The organism is Chryseobacterium sp. JK1 (genome assembly GCF_050632815.1).
Taxonomy (GTDB): domain Bacteria; phylum Bacteroidota; class Bacteroidia; order Flavobacteriales; family Weeksellaceae; genus Chryseobacterium.
Map to the genome: position 1 here is coordinate 16,534 of NZ_JBODRU010000001.1, position 18,967 is coordinate 35,500.

22 protein-coding genes are annotated in these 18,967 nt (G+C 35.2%); 10 read left to right on the forward strand and 12 right to left on the reverse strand.

Annotated elements, in window-relative coordinates; all coding sequences use genetic code 11:
- Positions 1–9: 9 nt before the first annotated feature.
- The 7 genes from ACQ76T_RS00085 (at position 10) to ACQ76T_RS00115 (ending at position 5,650) form a co-directional block, all read left to right on the forward strand.
- Positions 10–1,152 carry an inorganic phosphate transporter gene (locus tag ACQ76T_RS00085; RefSeq protein WP_431341325.1) on the forward strand — a complete coding sequence of 381 codons (1,143 nt, stop codon included), beginning with the start codon at positions 10–12 and terminating at the stop codon, positions 1,150–1,152.
- Positions 1,153–1,254: 102 nt separating this feature from the next.
- Positions 1,255–2,226 (forward strand): polyprenyl synthetase family protein, encoded by a 972-nt coding sequence (locus tag ACQ76T_RS00090; protein WP_431341326.1) that lies wholly within the window; start codon positions 1,255–1,257, stop codon positions 2,224–2,226.
- Between the two features lie 2 nt (positions 2,227–2,228).
- Positions 2,229–2,840, forward strand: coding sequence for a hypothetical protein (locus ACQ76T_RS00095; RefSeq protein WP_431341327.1), 612 nt, complete (start codon positions 2,229–2,231; stop codon positions 2,838–2,840).
- On the forward strand, positions 2,840–3,400 hold the full coding sequence (locus tag ACQ76T_RS00100; protein WP_431341328.1) for a hypothetical protein: 561 nt from the start codon (positions 2,840–2,842) through the stop codon (positions 3,398–3,400). Before ACQ76T_RS00095 ends, ACQ76T_RS00100 begins: the two co-directional genes overlap by 1 nt.
- Positions 3,400–4,350 carry a GSCFA domain-containing protein gene (locus tag ACQ76T_RS00105; protein WP_431341329.1) on the forward strand — a complete coding sequence of 317 codons (951 nt, stop codon included), beginning with the start codon at positions 3,400–3,402 and terminating at the stop codon, positions 4,348–4,350. The genes ACQ76T_RS00100 and ACQ76T_RS00105 overlap by 1 nt, the downstream gene beginning before the upstream one ends.
- Positions 4,351–4,878 carry a DUF4269 domain-containing protein gene (locus ACQ76T_RS00110; protein ID WP_431341330.1) on the forward strand — a complete coding sequence of 176 codons (528 nt, stop codon included), beginning with the start codon at positions 4,351–4,353 and terminating at the stop codon, positions 4,876–4,878.
- Positions 4,879–4,882: 4 nt separating this feature from the next.
- Entirely contained in the window at positions 4,883–5,650 is a 768-nt protein-coding gene (locus ACQ76T_RS00115; RefSeq protein ID WP_431341331.1) for a TatD family hydrolase, read from the forward strand.
- Between the two features lie 41 nt (positions 5,651–5,691).
- Here ACQ76T_RS00115 and ACQ76T_RS00120 read toward each other — a convergent pair whose 3' ends face one another.
- The 6 genes from ACQ76T_RS00120 to ACQ76T_RS00145 all read right to left on the reverse strand — a co-directional run bounded on the left by ACQ76T_RS00120 (position 5,692) and on the right by ACQ76T_RS00145 (position 10,906).
- Entirely contained in the window at positions 5,692–6,996 is a 1,305-nt protein-coding gene (locus tag ACQ76T_RS00120; RefSeq protein ID WP_431341332.1) for a DEAD/DEAH box helicase, read from the reverse strand.
- Between the two features lie 168 nt (positions 6,997–7,164).
- Positions 7,165–7,809, reverse strand: coding sequence for an outer membrane beta-barrel protein (locus ACQ76T_RS00125; RefSeq protein ID WP_431341333.1), 645 nt, complete (start codon positions 7,807–7,809; stop codon positions 7,165–7,167).
- A gap of 105 nt (positions 7,810–7,914) precedes the next feature.
- Complete coding sequence (locus ACQ76T_RS00130) at positions 7,915–8,406, reverse strand: DUF6438 domain-containing protein (protein WP_431341334.1); 492 nt, start codon at positions 8,404–8,406, stop codon at positions 7,915–7,917.
- 148 nt (positions 8,407–8,554) lie between these two features.
- Entirely contained in the window at positions 8,555–9,538 is a 984-nt protein-coding gene (gene obgE, locus ACQ76T_RS00135; RefSeq protein WP_431341335.1) for a GTPase ObgE, read from the reverse strand.
- A 79-nt stretch (positions 9,539–9,617) separates the two neighbouring features.
- Entirely contained in the window at positions 9,618–10,196 is a 579-nt protein-coding gene (locus tag ACQ76T_RS00140) for an adenylate kinase (RefSeq protein ID WP_422695772.1), read from the reverse strand.
- 155 nt (positions 10,197–10,351) lie between these two features.
- A complete protein-coding gene (locus ACQ76T_RS00145) occupies positions 10,352–10,906 on the reverse strand; it encodes a phosphoribosyltransferase (RefSeq protein ID WP_422695773.1) in 555 nt (184 codons plus the stop codon).
- A 195-nt stretch (positions 10,907–11,101) separates the two neighbouring features.
- Between ACQ76T_RS00145 and ACQ76T_RS00150 the strand changes: the two genes are divergently transcribed.
- The gene (locus tag ACQ76T_RS00150) at positions 11,102–12,691 is read left to right on the forward strand and encodes an ABC-F family ATP-binding cassette domain-containing protein (RefSeq protein ID WP_431341336.1); all 1,590 of its coding nucleotides are present in this window, start codon (positions 11,102–11,104) and stop codon (positions 12,689–12,691) included.
- A gap of 62 nt (positions 12,692–12,753) precedes the next feature.
- Here ACQ76T_RS00150 and ACQ76T_RS00155 read toward each other — a convergent pair whose 3' ends face one another.
- The 6 genes from ACQ76T_RS00155 to ACQ76T_RS00180 form a co-directional block, all read right to left on the reverse strand.
- Positions 12,754–13,377 (reverse strand): hypothetical protein, encoded by a 624-nt coding sequence (locus tag ACQ76T_RS00155; RefSeq protein ID WP_431341337.1) that lies wholly within the window; start codon positions 13,375–13,377, stop codon positions 12,754–12,756.
- 24 nt (positions 13,378–13,401) lie between these two features.
- Positions 13,402–13,920: a hypothetical protein gene (locus ACQ76T_RS00160; RefSeq protein WP_431341338.1), complete on the reverse strand. Its 519-nt coding sequence runs from the start codon at positions 13,918–13,920 to the stop codon at positions 13,402–13,404.
- Between the two features lie 87 nt (positions 13,921–14,007).
- Complete coding sequence (locus ACQ76T_RS00165) at positions 14,008–14,565, reverse strand: AAA family ATPase (protein WP_431341339.1); 558 nt, start codon at positions 14,563–14,565, stop codon at positions 14,008–14,010.
- Between the two features lie 40 nt (positions 14,566–14,605).
- The gene (locus ACQ76T_RS00170; protein ID WP_431341340.1) at positions 14,606–15,532 is read right to left on the reverse strand and encodes an alpha/beta fold hydrolase; all 927 of its coding nucleotides are present in this window, start codon (positions 15,530–15,532) and stop codon (positions 14,606–14,608) included.
- A 68-nt stretch (positions 15,533–15,600) separates the two neighbouring features.
- Complete coding sequence (locus tag ACQ76T_RS00175; protein ID WP_431341341.1) at positions 15,601–15,999, reverse strand: hypothetical protein; 399 nt, start codon at positions 15,997–15,999, stop codon at positions 15,601–15,603.
- Positions 16,000–16,116: 117 nt separating this feature from the next.
- Complete coding sequence (locus tag ACQ76T_RS00180; protein WP_431341342.1) at positions 16,117–16,737, reverse strand: hypothetical protein; 621 nt, start codon at positions 16,735–16,737, stop codon at positions 16,117–16,119.
- 92 nt (positions 16,738–16,829) lie between these two features.
- On the opposite strand from ACQ76T_RS00180, the gene ACQ76T_RS00185 reads away from it, so the two are divergent.
- Both ACQ76T_RS00185 and ACQ76T_RS00190 read left to right on the forward strand, forming a co-directional pair.
- The gene (locus ACQ76T_RS00185) at positions 16,830–17,390 is read left to right on the forward strand and encodes a hypothetical protein (protein WP_431341343.1); all 561 of its coding nucleotides are present in this window, start codon (positions 16,830–16,832) and stop codon (positions 17,388–17,390) included.
- 98 nt (positions 17,391–17,488) lie between these two features.
- Positions 17,489–18,775, forward strand: coding sequence for an adenylosuccinate synthase (locus ACQ76T_RS00190; protein WP_431341344.1), 1,287 nt, complete (start codon positions 17,489–17,491; stop codon positions 18,773–18,775).
- Positions 18,776–18,967: the final 192 nt, after the last annotated feature.

Genomic DNA, 18,967 nt, shown 5'->3' on the forward strand with positions numbered 1-18,967 from the left:
TAGCAAAAAATGGAATTTCCGATTTTACTTGTAGTTATTATTGCGTTGGCGTTGATCTTTGATTATATCAATGGTTTCCATGATGCAGCCAACTCAATTGCAACTATCGTTTCTACAAAAGTTTTAACTCCATTCCAGGCTGTACTTTGGGCAGCACTTTGGAACTTTGCAGCTTTCTTTATTGCTGCTTACATTATTGGAGAATTCAAAATTGGTAATACAATTGCCAAAACCGTTAACGAGAATTTTATCACCCTTGAAGTTATATTTTCCGGTCTTGTAGCGGCTATTGCCTGGAACCTCCTTACATGGTGGTTCGGAATTCCTTCCTCGTCATCACATACGCTGATCGGAGGGTTCTTAGGAGCAGCGCTTATGCATGCTTTCATGTCGGATTATCATGCCGTTGCTATTGCCCAGCCTAATTTAGGATGGTGGGAAACTGTCAAAGCAGCAGCAGATCAGGTGACCCATCAGAGTGTTGTGAAGTTTGATAAGGTGATTCCGATCTTCTTATTTATTTTCATGGCTCCGATTATAGGAATGGTTATTTCAATTATCATTACTTTAATCATCGTTCACCTTTATAAAAGATCAAACCCTTACAAAGCAGATAAGTCTTTCAAAAGATTGCAGTTGGCTTCATCCGCACTGTTTAGCTTAGGACACGGTTTGAATGATGCTCAGAAAGTAATGGGGATCATTGGAGCAGCGGTAATTTATTATCATGTTAATATGCTTCAGGATACACAATACCTGGATATTCCTTCCGCAGAGCGTTTCAATTATTTTGCACAGCATTATATTTGGGTGCCTTTAGTTTCATTTATTGCAATTGCTTTAGGAACTATGAGTGGGGGTTGGAAGATCATCAAGACAATGGGAACTAAAATTACAAAAGTAACTTCATTGGAAGGTGTGAGTGCAGAAACTGCAGGAGCTATTACTTTATTCATTACAGACCACTTTGGGATTCCTGTATCCACAACCCATACCATTACAGGTTCTATCATCGGGGTGGGATTAACAAAAAGAATTTCAGCAGTGAGATGGGGAATTACAGTAAGCCTTCTTTGGGCTTGGGTATTAACTATTCCAATCTCTGCAATTGTAGCAGGAATTACTTACCTTATAGTAACTTTCTTCTCGTAGAATATCATTTATATTATTATATAAAACTTTGTCCATCCGGGCAAAGTTTTTTGTTTTATAAAGCCTCGAAAAATCGTATTTTTGTTCAAATTAAAAGATTTTATGGAATTTTTAGACAGATACCAGCAGATTGTTGCAGACGCCATCAGTAAATATACCTTTAAAGATAAACCTTCGGAGCTGTATGACCCGATGAACTATATCATTTCTCATGGTGGTAAACGTCTTCGCCCTATTATGGTCCTAATGGCTTGCGACCTGTTTGGTGGAGATCTGAAACAGGCCATAAAACCTGCTTTGGCGATAGAGTTTTTCCATAATTTCACGCTGATTCATGATGATATTATGGATGAAGCTCCTTTAAGAAGAAACAAGCCTACCATTCATACTTTACACGGGATCAACGTAGGGATTCTTTCAGGGGACGGACTGATGCTTAAAGCATATAAATTTTTTGAAGACCTTGAACCGGAGATTTTTAAAGCATGTATCAGAATCTTTACCCATACAGGACTTTTACTGTGTGAAGGACAACAGTATGATATCAATTTTGAAACTCAGGAAAATGTAACTTTTGATGATTATATCAGAATGATTACTTATAAAACAGGAGTTTTGAGTGCTTCTTCTTTTGAGATCGGAGCTTTAATTGCAAGAGCTGATTTCAAAGATGCAAAAGCTATTTTCAACTTCGGAAAACATATCGGAATCGCCTTCCAGATCATGGATGATTATCTGGATGTATTCGGAGATCAGGCTCAATTCGGAAAAAAACATGCCGGAGATATCTACGAAAATAAGAAAACCGTTCTTTATCTTTTAGCAAGGGAATATGCAACAGAGGAAGAAAGAAAAGAACTTGACTACTGGTATTCTAAAAAGACGGAAAATGTTGATAAAGTCTATGGAGTAGAAAAGATATTCAGAAGAACAAAAGTTGACGAAAAAGCTTTACGCCTGATCGAAAAACATAATGAAATCGGACAAAGCTATCTTAAGAAAATAGATATTCCGGAAGAAAAGAAAAAGCCGTTTATAGAACTGGCCAATTATCTTTTAAGAAGAGAAAGCTAGTCATGATCATAGGGCATTACGTAATCCGTACCTACAGAAAGTTTAAAAATCAGGGACTGGGGACAAGATTTGTTATAGTAGGAATTCCATTGATTCCGGTGCAGAGTTTTTATATGTTTAAAGATTCAGGAAAAGTAATGGAAGTTGATCTTTACTGGAAACAAGCTGTGAAGGTATATTTTATTATGATTTCTGTGTTTTATCTTTTTATCAGATACCTCACAGGAGAAGGTTATAATGATATGCCCTTTGAAAAGCTGTTTTTGATCGTTTTAGCGGTCAATGCATTGGTTTATTTTCTTTTTGACCCTTATACACTAAAGGACAGAAAGATTAGAGAACTCCTCAGTAGGTCAGTGTATATCAACGCACTTCCAAAATTTTTAGGACAGACCATGGCTTATAATGTTCAGACCGGTTTCATAAGTACTTTTAAGCAAAGATTCGGAGGAGAATCCTGGAAAGAGATTGTGAAAAACAACAGTTATACAGATGAGCATATCCCATTTCTGTTTCCCATACTGCTTTATGATACTTATCTGTATGAAAATGAGATGACAAAAAGACATTTTGATAAAGTCTTTAAAAGATATAAAGAATTAGAAAACATTTAATGGAGTATACCGTAGAAAAAATCAACGAAAAAGAGCTTACTTATCTTATTAATCTCCTTGAGACTAATAAAACGAGATTCTTGAAATTAATTGGTTATGTAACGCTTATTGTATGTTTTCCCTTATTTACACCCATAAGTATTCTTAAGTTTTTAAGAAGAGGAAGTCGCAATATGGCTCATGATTCTGAGTTTCTTTTTATCGAACTGGGACCTCAGAACGTGTTCTTTTTTATTGTAATTCCGGTTTTGATTTTCTTTATTTTGTGCTATTTTTTTATTTTTCATTTTCCGAAAATCAGAAAAGATATCAATACCAGAGAAAAACTGATTGCTATCGTTAAAGTTCGTGAAATAAAGGAACTTGATGAAGATACTAAAAAAACATTGATGGGATTATCCGATTATAAAACAGTATTTGAAAAGAATGATTTCGGTTTAAATGAAATTATGTTTTCATCCAAAAAAAATCCGGAATCCATGGATGTCAAAGCCTATAAGGTGGAAGTTTCAAGATATGCTAAAGTAAATCTTAAAAGAGAAATTGTTACCGAACTATAATGAAATTCAGAACTGAAGTAGATATTCCCGCATCAGTAAAAAAAATAGAAATTGAGGATAAAATATTTTCAATAGGATCATGTTTTGCCTCTGAAATGACCGATTTGCTGAAAGACGGACAGCTTCAGACTCTTAATAACCCCTTTGGAACCATTTTTAATCCTTTCTCTATTGGGAATGCTGTCAACAGACTTCATGACTCAGCATTTTATGAAAAAGAGGAATTGATTACCTATAACGATGAATATATTTCGCTGGACCATCACACCAGTTTTGATACCCGATACATTCATCAGACATTAGATAAGATCAATAAAGAAATTGAAGATGGAAACGCATTCCTTCAGGAGGCCGATTGGATCATCATTACTTACGGATCATCATTTATTTATGAGTTTGTTCCGAAACAGAAACTCGTTGCCAACTGCCACAAAATTCCACAGAAATTTTTTGAAAAAAGACTGCTTTCTCACCAGGAACTCACTACTTCAATTTACCAGACGATTTTAGATCTTAAAGATATTTGTAAAGAAGGAGTTCAGATTCTATTTACCGTTTCCCCGGTAAGACATACCAAAGATGGAATGATTGAGAATCAGTTGAGCAAATCCAAACTTATCACAGCCATTCACGAGTCGATTTCCCTGTTTGAAGACTGTCATTATCTGCCTGTGTACGAGATTTTAATGGATGATCTGAGAGATTACCGTTTTTATAAAGAAGATATGATTCATCCCAGCACTCAGGCGGTTAATTATATTTTTGACAAATTTGGAAACTCTTATTTTTCAGCAGATACTCAGAGTTTTATAAAGGAAAATTTTAAAATCATCCGAGCTCTGGAACATAAAACGAATGATAAAAAAGATCCAAAATTCATCGAGTTCCGTGAAAAACTGGAACAAAGAATCGAGAAGCAGCGTGAAAAAGTAAAGCATAAAATATTTTAAATGATTGATTTTACCAGAATTGATTACTTAAAAAATGGAAATTCAAAGCAGAAGAGAGCTTATCAGGTGCTCACTCAATATCAGATTTTGGAAAAGCTGAAAAAGTATTCACCTGTATTGGCGGGAACGGTTCCAATAGAGATTGATATTGAAAGCAGCGATCTGGATATTATTTGTGAGGTAGATCCGCGTTTCACAGATGTTTTTCTAAACACTTTCAAAATGAATGGCTTAATACCTCCAGGTACTGATTTTACCATTGAAAATATAGTGATGAGAGGAAGAGAATGCATCGTTGTAAATTTTACATTAGAAGAATTTCCCATTGAAATATTCGGACAAAATCAACCTGTCACACAACAGAATGCCTATAGACATATGGTTACCGAATACAAAATATTACAGGAAAAAGGAGAAGAGTTTAAACAAAAAATAATAGAACTTAAAAAACAGGGAATCAAAACAGAACCTGCATTTGGAATGCTGATGAACCTTGAAAACCCTTACGAAGATCTGTTAAAACTATAAAAAAATGATTGATACACATACCCATTTATACGCAGAAGAATTCGATGAAGATAGAAAAGAAGCCATTCAGAGAGCTTTAGATAAAGGAATTTCTGAATTTTATCTTCCGGCCATCGATTCAGAATCTCATGAGAAAATGCTGCTGCTGGAGACAGAATATCCTGGCCAGATTTTCTCCATGATGGGATTGCACCCATGTTATGTAAAACCGGAATCTTGGGAAAAGGAACTTGAAATCGTAAAAAATTATCTTGATGAAAGACACTTTCCTGCCATTGGAGAAATAGGAATTGACCTTTATTGGGATAAAACAACTTTAGATATTCAGGTAAAAGCCTTTGAACAACAAATTGACTGGGCGATAGAAAAAGACCTTCCTATCGTAATTCATACAAGAGAAAGCTTCGATGAGACTTTCGATGTTCTGGAAAGGAAAAAACATCCGAAACTCAGAGGAATCTTCCATTGTTTTTCAGGAAATCTGGAGCAGGCTCACCATGCTATTGATCTAAATTTCATGTTAGGAATTGGTGGAGTAGTGACTTTTAAAAACGGAAAAATAGATCAGTTCCTGAACGAAGTTCCTTTAGATAAAATCTTGCTGGAAACAGATTCTCCTTATCTGGCTCCTGTTCCTCACAGAGGAAAAAGAAATGAAAGTTCTTATCTCGACCTGGTAGCTGGTAAGCTGGTGGATATTTATAAGACTGATTTTACGGAGATAGACAGAATCACCACGGAAAACGCGGAGAAACTGTTTAAAAGAGCATAAGGTATTCAAATAAAAAAGCTTTCCAATCGGAAAGCTTTCTTTTATTTTTTTCTTGTGAAGTTCTTATTCTTAGGTTTTTTAAATCCTACCGAAGCTCCCGCAGCAGGCTTTTTACGGTTGTTATTGGGTCTTGAATTATTACTATTACCAGTTTTAGGTTTCTCACTACCTGCATGCATAGGTTTGTTGTTAGAATCCCTTTTCTGAGCAACAAGATCATCAGTATGGAACGGGTGGTCTTTAATTACCGGAATTTTCTTTCCAATAAGCTTTTCAGTATTCTTCAAATTTAAAAGATCAAGCCCGTCTACAAAGGAGATAGAGGTTCCTTCAGCACCGGCTCTTCCTGTTCTTCCGATTCGGTGTACATAGGTTTCGGACACATCAGATAATTCAAAATTGATAACGAATTTCAGTTCATCAATATCAATTCCTCTTGCTGCAATATCAGTCGCCACAAGAACTCTTGTCTTTCCGGATTTGAAGTTATTTAAAGCATTCTGTCTCGCATTCTGAGACTTGTTACCGTGAATAGCTTCTGCAGAAATGTTATCTTTCTGAAGTTTTCTGGCAATCTTATCCGCACCGTGTTTCGTTCTTGCAAAAACCAATACAGAATCTGAAATATCATTTTGAAGAATATGAGAAAGCAAATTCAGTTTGTTGTCTTTTTCTACGAAATATACAGATTGTTTGATCGTATCTGCTGTAGAAGAAACAGGAGTAACTTCTACTTTTACGGGATTATTAAGGATAGAATTAGCGAGCTTCTGAATTTCTCCCGGCATGGTTGCTGAGAAAAATAAAGTTTGTCTTCTTTGAGGCAAAAGCTTAATGATTCTTTTTACATCATGTACAAAACCCATATCCAGCATTCTGTCTGCTTCATCCAAAACAAAGATTTCAAGATTTTTCAGGCTGATAATTCCCTGAGCAATAAAATCAAGAAGTCTTCCCGGAGTAGCTACCAGAATATCAACGCCTTTTCTCAAAGCAGCCTCCTGGTTTCCTTGCTTTACCCCTCCGAAAATAACAAGTTGCTTTAAAGGAAGATATTTACTGTAAGCATTAATGTTTTCCTCAATTTGGATAGCCAGCTCTCTGGTTGGCGTAAGGATTAATGCTTTTATATGTTTATTGGGAATTTTATTTTTGGATAAATTCTGTAGAATAGGAATGGAAAAAGCTGCCGTCTTTCCTGTTCCTGTCTGCGCACAACCTAAAAAGTCTCTGCCTTCCAGGATATCAGGAATAGATCTTTCCTGAATAGGAGTGGGAGTCGTATATCCCTGCTCCTGGATTGCTTTTGCAATAGGTTCTATTAAGTTTAAGTCTGTAAAATTCAAATGAATTATTTTAAAATTTAAATAAAAATTCCTTCAGTCTGAAAGAATTACATTCTGCAAAGGTAGTTTAAAAAAAATTAAGAATTTAATTCCTCTTTTTAACGCTTATTTATTATAAAAAATGACCGCCCAGATAGAAGCGGTCATTTTATTGATATGAAAATAATTTTATTTGAATCTATATCCTACACCGGCCTGTAAAAATCCTATTTTCACAGGGAATGTGTTGTTTTTGTTAACCTCGATAAAATTGAAATTGTACCTCGCATCTACAAAAAACTGATCATTAAGCTTGTATTCTGCTCCAAGAAATGGAAATAGGTTTAAGGTCTTTATCCCATCATAATTTCTTTTTTCAGTTCCAATGATAGAGTTACTGCTTTCTACTTTCGTTGAGATATTGAACCCAATATTCATCCCTGCAGAAGCAGAGAAATTAGGAATGAAATAATATTTCAAAGAAATAGGTACCTGTACCTGATTGAAGTGGTAATTATAAGTGATATCTCCTATATTTGATACATCATTTCCGATAAGTGCCACTGCCGGATAGGAAACTTTTCCACCAAGCTGAGTGTAAAGTACTTCTGCCTGTAATCCGAATTTAGAAGATAATGGTTGTTCTGCTACTATCCCTACATAAAAATAAGATTTGGAGTCCAGCTTACTATCAAAAATCTTCATTGTAGATAAATTGTATCCCCCCTTCACTCCAAAGCTGATAGAAGATTCAGTTTTTGAAGATGGTTGAGTTTGTGCATTCATGAAACCTGAAAAGGCAAATAGTGAAGCGAAAAGAATGTTTTTCTTCATGGTTTTGAGTAAATAATGATTATTATAATTTTTCACAAAAAAAATATAATTCCTCCCAAAAGAAGGAATTATTGCACAAAAATAATTTAAATATTTTTAAATAGCCTATTCTACTTTAGTCCATCGTTGACTTTTTCTTAGATTTTCAAAAAACTGATACACTTGTGAAAGCTTTTCGCTCCCATGTTTTCCATAATCTTCTACATTCTTTGAAGTCCCGTCTGCAAAATTAATTCTTAAGTAAGAGGTGGGAAGATCGGTGATGTTTTTTGTTCCGTAGTGATCATTCAGACTTTTTACATTCAAACCATCCAATAGCGTGATCAGCTTCTTATAATCTTCTTCTTTAATAGTCCCTTTAAAAGTTCCTTCACGGGGTTTTGAAAATTCATCTTTTGAAGGTTTATCATTGAAATTAAAATGCTCCGCTTCAAAAACAGCCGTTCTATCCTCATTAATGGTCATTTTAAAAACAGGGCAGAATCCAAAGCATGGAGTGGCTTCATATTCTATTTTAGAATACTTTGACTGTACTTTCTGAGAAGTGGTACACGATACTAAAAATACAAATGCACAAAGCGTTAGTAGGTATTTCATAATTTTTTCAATTTGGAAGGGTCTCTCAATAATTGTTCCAAAAGATTACCTCTTTTTTATTGGTGGGAAAAATCAATGGTATAAAAAAACAGCCTCGGGAATCACCGGAGGCTGTTGATGTATTTTGTTCGGATATATCCGTAACGTATTATCCGTGCAATTGTTTCCAGATCGCGTCTTTAAGTTCCATAAGACCTTCTCCTGTAACTCCTGAGAAGAACAACGGTTGTTTGTTTTCCGGAAATTCGGCAGCGATTTCCTTTTTAAGTTCATCATCCAAAAGATCGGATTTTGAAACAGAAACGATAAAATCTTTGTCCAGAAGTTCAGGGTTGTACTCCTTCAGTTCGTTTTCCAGGATTTTAAATTCATTGAAATGATCTTCAGAATCGGAAGGAATTAAAAATAAAAGAATAGAGTTTCTTTCAATATGTCTAAGGAATCTGTGCCCTAAACCTTTTCCTTCTGCTGCTCCTTCAATAATTCCCGGGATATCGGCCATTACAAAAGACTTGTAATTTCTGTAATCTACGATTCCAAGGTTGGGTGTAAGCGTAGTAAAGGCATAATTGGCAATTTTTGGTTTTGCTGCAGAAACAGAAGCCAGAAGGGTAGACTTTCCTGCATTCGGAAACCCAACCAATCCCACATCCGCTAAAATTTTAAGCTCAAAAACAACATAACCTTCTTCTCCATCCATTCCTGGCTGAGCATATCTCGGCGTCTGATTGGTAGAAGACTTGAAGTGTTCGTTTCCTTTTCCACCTTTTCCACCCTGCATTAAAATGATTTCCTGCTTGTCGTCAAGAATTTCTCCGATAATTTCTCCTTCTTCATTTTTAGCGATAGTTCCGATGGGAACATCGATGTAAATATCAGAACCGTCAGCTCCGGTAAGCTGGTTTTTCGCTCCGTTTTCACCACGTTCAGCTTTGATGTGACGGGTATAACGAAGCGGAAGTAAAGTCCATTCCTGTGCATTCCCTCTCATGATAACGTGGCCTCCACGACCTCCGTCACCACCATCAGGACCACCTTTAGGGATATATTTTTCTCGGCGAAGGTGGGCAGAACCAGCACCTCCGTGTCCGCTTTTACAATGGATCTTTACGTAATCTACAAAGTTTGACATATTTTTTAGGGTTTAGGCCTTAGGGATTAGGGAATAGATATTTAACTATGCTAAATCCTAGTCCCTAAATCCTAAATCCTTATTTAATTTTCTCTACCTCAGCGAAAAGTTTTTGGGAAATTTCATCAATTTCTCCAACGCCGTTTACCTCTACATATTTCCCCTGCTGCTTATAAAGCTCGGCTACTTCTGCTGTTTTAGAATAATATTCTTTAATTCTGTTTTCAATGATCTGTACATTGCTGTCATCAGTTCTACCGCTGGTTTCCCCTCTTTTCAGGAGTCTTTCTACCAGAAGTTTATCCTCTACTACCAATGCAAGACAGATATCAATCTTATCATTCAATTCTTCTTTTACGATTGTTTCCAGGGCTTCTGTCTGAGCAGCAGTTCTTGGGTATCCGTCAAAGATAAAACCGTTGGTATCGGTAGGTTTTCTAAGCTCATCAATCAGCATATCTGTTGTTACCTGATCCGGAACCAATTCTCCCTTATCGATGTAAGATTTAGCCAATTTTCCAAGTTCAGTGTCGTTTTTCATGTTGTATCTGAAAAGGTCACCCGTTGAAACCTGTTTTAAATTGAATTTTTCGATTAGATTCTGAGCTTGTGTTCCTTTTCCACTTCCTGGAGGGCCGAACAGAACAATGTTTATCATAATGATGTTGTTTCGCTTTTGGCAAATGGCATATTGCTTCTGGCTCTCAGCTTTTGGCGGTTGCTCTTTTGCTTTCAGCTTTTTTAGTTATTATTAAATTTATTTCTTTATTCTAATTTTTAAGCTAAAAGCTATCAGCTAATAGCCAACAGCGTTTAATGGTTGATTTGTCCGTCTGCCAGTTGATACAGATTCGGTAGGTTTCTTCCTAATTCATCATAATCTAAACCATATCCAAGTACGAATTTATTGGGAATTTCTTTTCCGATATAATCCAGCTTAAAATCTTTTTTGTAAATCTCAGGTTTCAATAAGAAACTTGCCAGTTTTACAGATTTAGGACGCTGTGTTTCTTTGAAATATTTGAAAAGACTTTCAACCGTATTTCCTGTATCCACAATATCTTCCACAAGAATAATGTGACGGTCTCTTACGTCTTTTGTAAGCTCCATTTTCTGGTAAACAATCCCCGTAGATTCAGTTCCTACATAAGAACTCATTTGAATGAAAGCAATCTCGCATTCTCCTGGGTAGTATTTTAAAAGATCTGAGAAGAACATGATTACGCCATTTAAAACGCCGATGAAAACAGGAACTTCATCCTTATAATCCTCATAAATTCTTAATGCGGTCTCTTTTACAATTTCCTGAATTTCGGCATCCTCTAAATAAGGAACGAAAGTTTTGTCGTGAACTTTAATGCTTTCCATAAAATTTTTAGTAGGTGGCAAAGTTACGGATTTTTGATTTTTGATTAAAATCTTTTTGTGTTTAATCCCGGATTTGTACTATCTTTGTTCTTTTAAAACCCAAAAATACAGAGATGTAGGATACAATTTCTTTCAGATTTTATTAAACAATAACCGTTGAGTTATTGGTGTTTAACCATTCTTAAGAAAGAAATCATGATTTTACTACAAAATATATCCTTTGGGTTTCCGGGAGGAAATCTTCTATTCAATCATATCAATTTAACGATACCATCTCACGCCAAATCTGCTTTGGTTGGGAACAATGGCACGGGAAAATCTACCTTGCTGAAAATTATGGCAGGCAAAATACAGCCTTTGGAAGGAAACCTCAACATCAAAGGTGATGTTTTCTTTGTTCCTCAGATGTTTGGAAATTATAATCACTATACCATTGCAGAATGTCTGCAAATAGACGCTAAACTGAGTGCTCTTCAAAAAATTACAAACGGAGAAGTAGACGAAGCTTATTTCGAAACACTGAATGACGATTGGGATATTGAAGACCGCTGTCAAAAGGCTTTGGAGTATTGGGGATTAGATAGTTTTTCTTTGCATCAATCTTTGGAAACTTTAAGCGGAGGACAGAAAACGAAAGTTTTTCTTGCTGGAATTCAGATCAACCAACCTGATGTTATCATTTTGGATGAGCCTACCAATCACCTGGATGTTGAAGGTAGAAAGCTACTATATGAGCTTATTGATAAAACTGAAGCTACCGTTGTTTTAGTAAGCCACGACAGGGCATTGCTCAATCTGGTGGATACTATTTTTGAATTAAGCAATCAGGGAATTTCCACGTATGGAGGGAATTTTGATTTTTATGCTGAACAAAAAGAAATAGAAGACGAGGCATTGCAAAATGATATTCATGCGAAAGAACGGGCATTGAAGAAAGCCAAAGAAAAAGAGCGTGAAACCTTGGAAAGAAAGCAAAAGCTGGATGCAAGAGGAAAGGGAAAGCAGGAAAAATCGGGGGTTGCAAGAATCATGATGAATACCCTACGCAATAACGCTGAAAAAAATACATCCAAATTAAAAGGTGTTCATGCCGAAAAGATCAGCGGAATTTCCGGGGATCTCAGAGAATTGCGTTCTTCGCTGAAAAACTCGGATCAGATGAAAGTGAACTTTAGTGATTCCGGGCTGCATTCCGGAAAAATTCTGATTACAGCAGAGGAACTCAATTTCAGCTATGGAAAAGAAAATCTTTGGAAAGAAAATCTTAATCTTGAAATCGTAAGCGGAGACAGGGTTTGCATTAAAGGGGCCAATGGGTCAGGGAAAACAACTTTAATACAAATTCTATTGGGAAACAATCATCCCTCTACAGGTTTTCTGACGAAAACAGAATTTAACAGTATGTATATCGATCAGGAATATTCTTTGATCAACAATGAATCGACGCTGTATGATTTTGTGCAGACCTTTAATGATAATGGAATGCCGGAGTCTGAAGTGAAGACATTATTGTCCAGATTTTTATTCGGAAAAGATACCTGGGATAAAAAATGTGGCGCTCTTAGCGGAGGAGAACGTTTACGATTGCTTCTCTGCGGACTTTCGATTAGCAATAAAGCTCCGGATATGATCATCCTGGATGAACCGACGAATAATTTAGATCTTCAGAATGTGGAAATTCTCACCAATTCCATCAAAGATTATCATGGAACATTGCTGGTGATCTCCCATGATGAGAAATTTTTGGAAGAAATTGAGGTGAGGAAGGAGATTGTATTAAAGTAATAACAATATTAATTCTATTTGTCATTCCGTAGAATCCAAATAATTCTACGGAATGACAAATATTATTTAGCTTCAGATAAGGTCCAGTCAAGATAGATATTGGTATGGATGAGATCAACAAGAAGATCTTCCAGTTTCTCGCAAAAATGACTTTTTAATAAGAGAGGGCCTGTCTTTAAAGCTTGTTCCAATTCTTCTTTAGTATAATAATGACTTTTATTGTTCTTGCTATCATAGCGGGAAGAATCCCAAATTTTATGTTTTAGAAGAACCTTTACAAAATCTTCAATGATGAAATCCTCAAATCCTAATTCTTGATCATCAGTAATCTCATTGATGATCAGATTGTATTTGCCTTCCCAAATATCATAATCTTTGTGATAAATTCTAATGAGCCTTTCCTTGTTTAATTTGCTGATTAAATGAACATGGGCAGCTATTCCTAAAGAAGCACTTCCGTAAGGAATGACTTTTTTGCTTCTTTTTAAAACGAACAAAGGACCGGGTCCTACATACTGATCTCCAAATCTTCTGGTTTCTAAAAATTTTTTAGATTGGAAGTGAAAACGAAATGCATCTTCGGATTCTACAATATCATCTTCGAATATATCAACATCATCACCTACATTCTCTAAAAGGTAGTCTCTGGCTATTTTGATAAATTCGTCTCTGGAGTTTTCCTGCATTGTATTTTATTTGTTTTTTAAAGGTTATTTTCTTGTTTTTTTAATGGCATCCATATAGATTTTCTTAATGCTGTTCTTTTCTTCTTTCTCACTAATATCTTCAAGAGTTGGCAATAAGGTTGTATTGTGGTGGGTTTTCAGTTTCAGGATTTCCCCTAGGGCGAATGCAGCGCTCCAACGCACCACAGTTCCTTCATGTTCTGTATTATCCAACAGATTGGCAATGGTTTTATCCAGGTTTTTAGGAAATAAATGGGCGGTATTACCAATAACCTTGGCGCTTTCCCATCGTATTCTGGATGCTTTTTCGGTAAGGGTTTGTGTGACAAACAAAAATACGGTTTCATCCGCTAGATTGGGATCTTGCTTCGTAGCATATTCCAGCGCTTCTATGCAGGTTGCTTTTACGGGATCTTTTGATTTTTCGGCAAAAACGATTAATTCATCAGTGGGTAGGTTTTTTTCTGAAATCCATTGGCTGATGATCTCTACTTTTTCTTTTGATTTTACAGTTTTGTCTTTTATAAGTTCTTCTATGGTCATTAGGATTGATTTTGATTTTTTTTCAACGTTCTAAATTAGCAATTCCTTCTGAAAACCTTAGTTGTCGTAAAAGAGGTGTATTATCAGTTATTTGGTGAGCAAGTTATGGTTTTGTAGGGTTCTCATGATAATATCCATTTTTTGCGGTACATCATGATCCCCGGAAATTTCAAGCAAAGGAGTATTGATTGCAGACAGCCATTCGAGGTGCGCTTTTAAAGTTCTGCTGGCAATACCGGTATTGTGATCGTAATCTGCGGCCCAGTTTATAAATTCCTGAAATTTTTTTGCCTTTTCAGGATGATGAATAATTTCATCACCATATCTTTCGTATTCTCTTTTTTTCAACCTTTCCAGTCTTATTTCGGGAGGCAGGTAAAGAAAGATGATCAGGTCGAAAGCAGGAAATATATTTTCACCCCAATTGATCATTGATCCCCCGAAGATCCAATGGTCGGTTGCGTGAAGTTTTTGAGAAACGATCGTATTTCTTATCTCTGGTTTTTGTCTTTCAATGAAGGGAATAGGGGTCTTAAGCCAGAAAAAATCATCACTGTCAAAATATTCAATAGCAAGCTTTTGGGATAATGCTTTTCCTAAAGTGGTGACGCCGGAACCTGAGGCTCCGAAAATATGTATTCTCATGACTTTGTTGTGGTATGAATCTATAAATCCGGGGAAACTTTTAATGAGTTGAAATCCATTCGTAGATTGTATTGAGCACTTTTTCTCTTATTTCCTCATTAAGGATCTCGTGACGCATTTCAGGATAAAGTTTTACTTCTACATTCTGAAAACCATCTGCTTTTAAATGATCAACCGTATGCATAACACCTTTTCCAAAGTCACCGATAGGATCATTCTGCCCACTTATAAATAAGAAAGGAAATGATTTAGCAATAGATGCTGCCCAGTCTCTTACCGTAGCTTTTTTATAGATGGTAAACAACGTATAAAAAGCATTGTTGGTGAAAGGAATACCACAAAGTGGATCCCGTTCAAAATCTCTTCTGTTTTTTGGATTTATACTCAGCCAACTGGTCGCACTGAAGTCTTTATCTTTTTTAAAATGTTTGTTATTGACATTCGTAAAAACAGAATTCAGAAAAGTACGGGAACGGGGAGCGATGGTATTGGCTAAAGATAAATAACCTCTCAATACATCTATTCCAGGTAAAGGACCACCGGTTCCTGTAATAACTGCTCCGGAAAACTTATGACTGGCCTTTTGAAGAAGACAACGGGTGATAAAAGATCCCATAGAATGTCCCAAAATAAAATGAGGAACCTCCGGATATTGCTCTACAAGATAATCCGCCATCATTTCTGCGTCCGCAACAAGTCTTTCATCGGGTTGATTAAGTTGGAAGAAGCCAATTTCTTTTTTCTCTTTTACCGATTTTCCGTGTCCCAAATGATCATACGTCAATACAGCTATCCCATGAGTTGCAAAATATTCAGCAATCTCTGCATATCTTCCGCTATGTTCTTGCATCCCATGAACAATGAGTAAGGTAGCTTTGGCTGTTTCCGGAGAAAACAGAGTGTGAAAAAGCTGCGAATCATTGTTGATTTTTGATGGGAGGTATGCTGATGTTTGGGATACTGGCATAAGGACTTCTTTAGGGGCTATTCAAAGGTAAGGAATAAAAAATCGTTTTTGAATAAACAAAAAATTTTCTATTCTTCTTTTTTTATAGATATAGCCCATAATTTTTTTTCCAGATTATATTTCTTTTGTACACTTAGATTAGTAATAGTCCAGCCAAAATCTGTACCGCTTTTATCCATAACATGTAATGTATACGTCTTGTTCTTTTCAAAAAAGCCGTCTCCATAAAACTCAGGGCACTGTATGATAATTGGAATATTTTTATCGGGGTAGTTTTTTAAGTTTGAATTTATAATTTCAAACTCAATAACGGTAGCTTGTGCAAGATATCCACAGCCTGGAGGAAGGGAAATATCATTAACTATTTTGCCGGTTAATAGATATTTCCTGCTTTCATTTTTTTTTTGTGAAAAACTTAATGTAAGCCCTAGTACAGCCATACAAGTAATTAAATAAATGTTTTTCATTGAATTTGAAATTTTTATTAAAATTTTTTATGAAATATAAGTTCATCAATAATACAAAAATCCATGATGAGTCATTTATAATGATTTGCTGAAGATTTTTAAACTACAGAATGATGATTATTTGATCTCTGATAATGTCCAATCAAGGTAAATATCTTTATTAATAATATCCACAAGAAGATCTTCCAAGTTCTCGCAAAAATTTCTTTTTAATATTAATGGAGATTTTAGTAGAGTTTCCTTTAATTCTTCTTCAGTGTAATAATGTGCGTTTGGATGATCACTGTCGTATTGATTAGCTTTCCAGATTTTATGCTTTAATAAAACATTTACTATGTTTTCAATGATTATGTCTTCCAATCCACATGCTTCATCTTCTACTTTATTAATTATTAAGTCATATTTCCCATCCCAAATATCATAATCTTTGTAGTAAACTCTTATCAGTCTTTCCTTATTCAATTGATTAATTATACGAATAAGACCAGATTTTTCTCCGGTTGCGCTTCCATAGGAAATTATTTTTTTACTTCTTTTTAAAACAAATAAAGGACCTTGTCCAACAAATTGGTGTTCAAATTTTAATGTTTCAAAAAACTTTTTAGATTGATAATGGAAACAAAACGTGTCATCAGTTTCACGTATATCGTCTTCGAATATTTGAACAATATCTCCAAATTCTTTTAAAAGATATTCTTTGGCTATTTTTAGATATTCATCTTTTGAGTTTTCCTGCATTTTATTTTAAGTGTTTTTGAAAACTAAACTTACGGATTCCCGTTCAATAATTGTAAATTTTATGAATATATTTGGTTTAAAACAAATAAAAAATGAAGAAAATTCTAATACTAGGGACACTGTTATTCTTTTATTTAGCTTATTGTCAAGAGAGATTGGATAATTTAAATAAAGTCTTTGATGAGTATGAAAAAAAATATCAACAAGAAAATAATCTTTATACAGAATCTTCAAATGATACTGAAGAAATAAGGCAAATAAAACAAGCTTTAAATGTTCGTAAACAAAAACGAATTGAAATAAACGATTTAGCTGAAAAACAAGAAGAGGAAAGTAATCAATATCAAAATATTGAAAATAATGCTTTAAACAAAGCTGCCAATTCTATATCTCCGATTCCAAAAGCTCCATCTGATTTAATAGAAGCTGCTGAGGGAGCAAGTAGAACTCCAGAGCAAAAGACTTATGATAATGCAGCTCAAACCGTTGGTATTTCTAATGCGGATGACGGAATTATTATAACAAATAATAAATATATTATTAAAACGGAAACTGAGACTAAAGAAATTAATAAAGAAATGATTTTAGCTTTTTGTTTTGTTGCATTACTATTTCTTTTAATTATTATTCGTCGAAAAAAGATTAGAAATTAATAACTAAACTTTTCCACCCAAAAATAAAATCCACCACAAATTTGCTCACCCAATTTTTTAAAAGTAATTTTGCACGAATCTAAAAACAAAAGTAAAATATGTCAACTTATGTAGTTGTAGGTCTTCAGTACGGAGATGAAGGCAAAGGAAAAATCACGGATGTTTTATCAGCAAAATCGGACTATGTAGTACGTTTCCAGGGTGGAGACAACGCTGGTCACACGGTTTATGTGGGTGATGAAAAATTCGTTCTACACCTTCTTCCTTCAGGAGTTCTTCAATGCAAAGGGAAATGTATCATTGCGAACGGAGTAGTGGTAAACCCTAAATCTTTTATTAGAGAAGTTGGTCAGATCGAGAGCAAAGGCTTAAGAACAGATCACATCTTTATCAGCAGAAGAGCGCATGTTATCATGCCTTACCACATCCTTTTGGATACTTACCGTGAAGAGGAACACGGAGGAACTCAGATCGGAACTACCAAGAAAGGGATCGGACCTTGCTATGAAGATAAGATTGCAAGAGTAGGGATCAGAATGGTAGATCTTTTAATTCCTGAGATTTTAAGAGATAAAATTGAGAAAAACCTAAAAGTTAAGAATTCTCTTTTTGAAAAATATTACGGTAAGCCGACATTAGATGTTGAAGAAATTTACAACGAATATCTGGCAATCGGAAAGCAGCTTCAGGACAGAATCGTTGATACTGAATTAGAACTGAACGAAGCGATCAGAGATGGTAAAAATGTATTATTTGAAGGAGCACAGGCATTAATGCTTGATATCGACTTCGGAACTTATCCTTACGTAACTTCATCTTCTCCATCTACAGGAGGGGTTTGTTCAGGAGCAGGAGTGCCACCAACATCACTTCAGAACCTTATTGGGGTAGCTAAAGCTTACTGTACAAGAGTAGGAAATGGGCCTTTCCCATCTGAATTAGATAACGAGCTAGGAGAGAAGATCAGGCAAATTGGAGGTGAGTTCGGAGCGACTACAGGGAGACCAAGAAGAACAGGTTGGTTAGACCTTGTTTCTTTAAAGCACGCTTGTATGATCAACGGAATCAACAACCTTGTGATCACAAAATTAGACGTTCTTACGGGAATCGAAAACCTGAAAGTAGTAACACATTATAAAACTGAAGACGGAAAAATTATCGATTATTTCACTTCTTCAACAGAAAAATTATACAACTACGAACCAATCTATCAGGATTTACCAGGTTGGAGCGAAGATATTACAAAAGCAAGAAGCTATGATGAACTTCCTGACACTGCTCAGAAATACATCGAGTTTATTGAGAAGTATTTAGGCATTAATGTATACCTGGTTTCTGTAGGACCGGAAAGAAGTCAGAATATTATCAGAAAAGAATTATTCTAATAGTTCTTTGAATATATATAAAAGCGCAGGCCATCAAAATGATGGCCTGCGCTTTTTTTATGATAAATGGTGTAGGTTATGATTTTTCTGTATCAATTTTTAAGGTCTATAAATGTTAAAATTGATACTTTATCATAAAATTTTCTAATATTATGTTGTTTTGATAATTTTTTGGCAGATGATTTGATATTG

Excerpts from the sequence above, each read along its gene's own strand:
- ACQ76T_RS00090 (WP_431341326.1), top strand. The coding sequence starts at position 1,255 with ATGGAATTTTTAGACAGATACCAGCAGATTGTTGCAGACGCCATCAGT.
- ACQ76T_RS00130 (WP_431341334.1), bottom strand. The coding sequence starts at position 8,406 with ATGAAATACCTACTAACGCTTTGTGCATTTGTATTTTTAGTATCGTGT.
- ACQ76T_RS00155 (WP_431341337.1), bottom strand. The coding sequence starts at position 13,377 with ATGCAGGAAAACTCCAGAGACGAATTTATCAAAATAGCCAGAGACTAC.
- obgE (WP_431341335.1), bottom strand. The coding sequence starts at position 9,538 with ATGTCAAACTTTGTAGATTACGTAAAGATCCATTGTAAAAGCGGACAC.
- ACQ76T_RS00125 (WP_431341333.1), bottom strand. The coding sequence starts at position 7,809 with ATGAAGAAAAACATTCTTTTCGCTTCACTATTTGCCTTTTCAGGTTTC.
- ACQ76T_RS00085 (WP_431341325.1), top strand. The coding sequence starts at position 10 with ATGGAATTTCCGATTTTACTTGTAGTTATTATTGCGTTGGCGTTGATC.
- ACQ76T_RS00160 (WP_431341338.1), bottom strand. The coding sequence starts at position 13,920 with ATGACCATAGAAGAACTTATAAAAGACAAAACTGTAAAATCAAAAGAA.
- ACQ76T_RS00180 (WP_431341342.1), bottom strand. The coding sequence starts at position 16,737 with ATGCAGGAAAACTCAAAAGATGAATATCTAAAAATAGCCAAAGAATAT.
- ACQ76T_RS00150 (WP_431341336.1), top strand. The coding sequence starts at position 11,102 with ATGATTTTACTACAAAATATATCCTTTGGGTTTCCGGGAGGAAATCTT.
- ACQ76T_RS00185 (WP_431341343.1), top strand. The coding sequence starts at position 16,830 with ATGAAGAAAATTCTAATACTAGGGACACTGTTATTCTTTTATTTAGCT.
- ACQ76T_RS00100 (WP_431341328.1), top strand. The coding sequence starts at position 2,840 with ATGGAGTATACCGTAGAAAAAATCAACGAAAAAGAGCTTACTTATCTT.
- ACQ76T_RS00190 (WP_431341344.1), top strand. The coding sequence starts at position 17,489 with ATGTCAACTTATGTAGTTGTAGGTCTTCAGTACGGAGATGAAGGCAAA.
- ACQ76T_RS00105 (WP_431341329.1), top strand. The coding sequence starts at position 3,400 with ATGAAATTCAGAACTGAAGTAGATATTCCCGCATCAGTAAAAAAAATA.
- ACQ76T_RS00110 (WP_431341330.1), top strand. The coding sequence starts at position 4,351 with ATGATTGATTTTACCAGAATTGATTACTTAAAAAATGGAAATTCAAAG.
- ACQ76T_RS00175 (WP_431341341.1), bottom strand. The coding sequence starts at position 15,999 with ATGAAAAACATTTATTTAATTACTTGTATGGCTGTACTAGGGCTTACA.
- ACQ76T_RS00115 (WP_431341331.1), top strand. The coding sequence starts at position 4,883 with ATGATTGATACACATACCCATTTATACGCAGAAGAATTCGATGAAGAT.
- ACQ76T_RS00145 (WP_422695773.1), bottom strand. The coding sequence starts at position 10,906 with ATGGAAAGCATTAAAGTTCACGACAAAACTTTCGTTCCTTATTTAGAG.
- ACQ76T_RS00165 (WP_431341339.1), bottom strand. The coding sequence starts at position 14,565 with ATGAGAATACATATTTTCGGAGCCTCAGGTTCCGGCGTCACCACTTTA.
- ACQ76T_RS00170 (WP_431341340.1), bottom strand. The coding sequence starts at position 15,532 with ATGCCAGTATCCCAAACATCAGCATACCTCCCATCAAAAATCAACAAT.
- ACQ76T_RS00140 (WP_422695772.1), bottom strand. The coding sequence starts at position 10,196 with ATGATAAACATTGTTCTGTTCGGCCCTCCAGGAAGTGGAAAAGGAACA.
- ACQ76T_RS00095 (WP_431341327.1), top strand. The coding sequence starts at position 2,229 with ATGATCATAGGGCATTACGTAATCCGTACCTACAGAAAGTTTAAAAAT.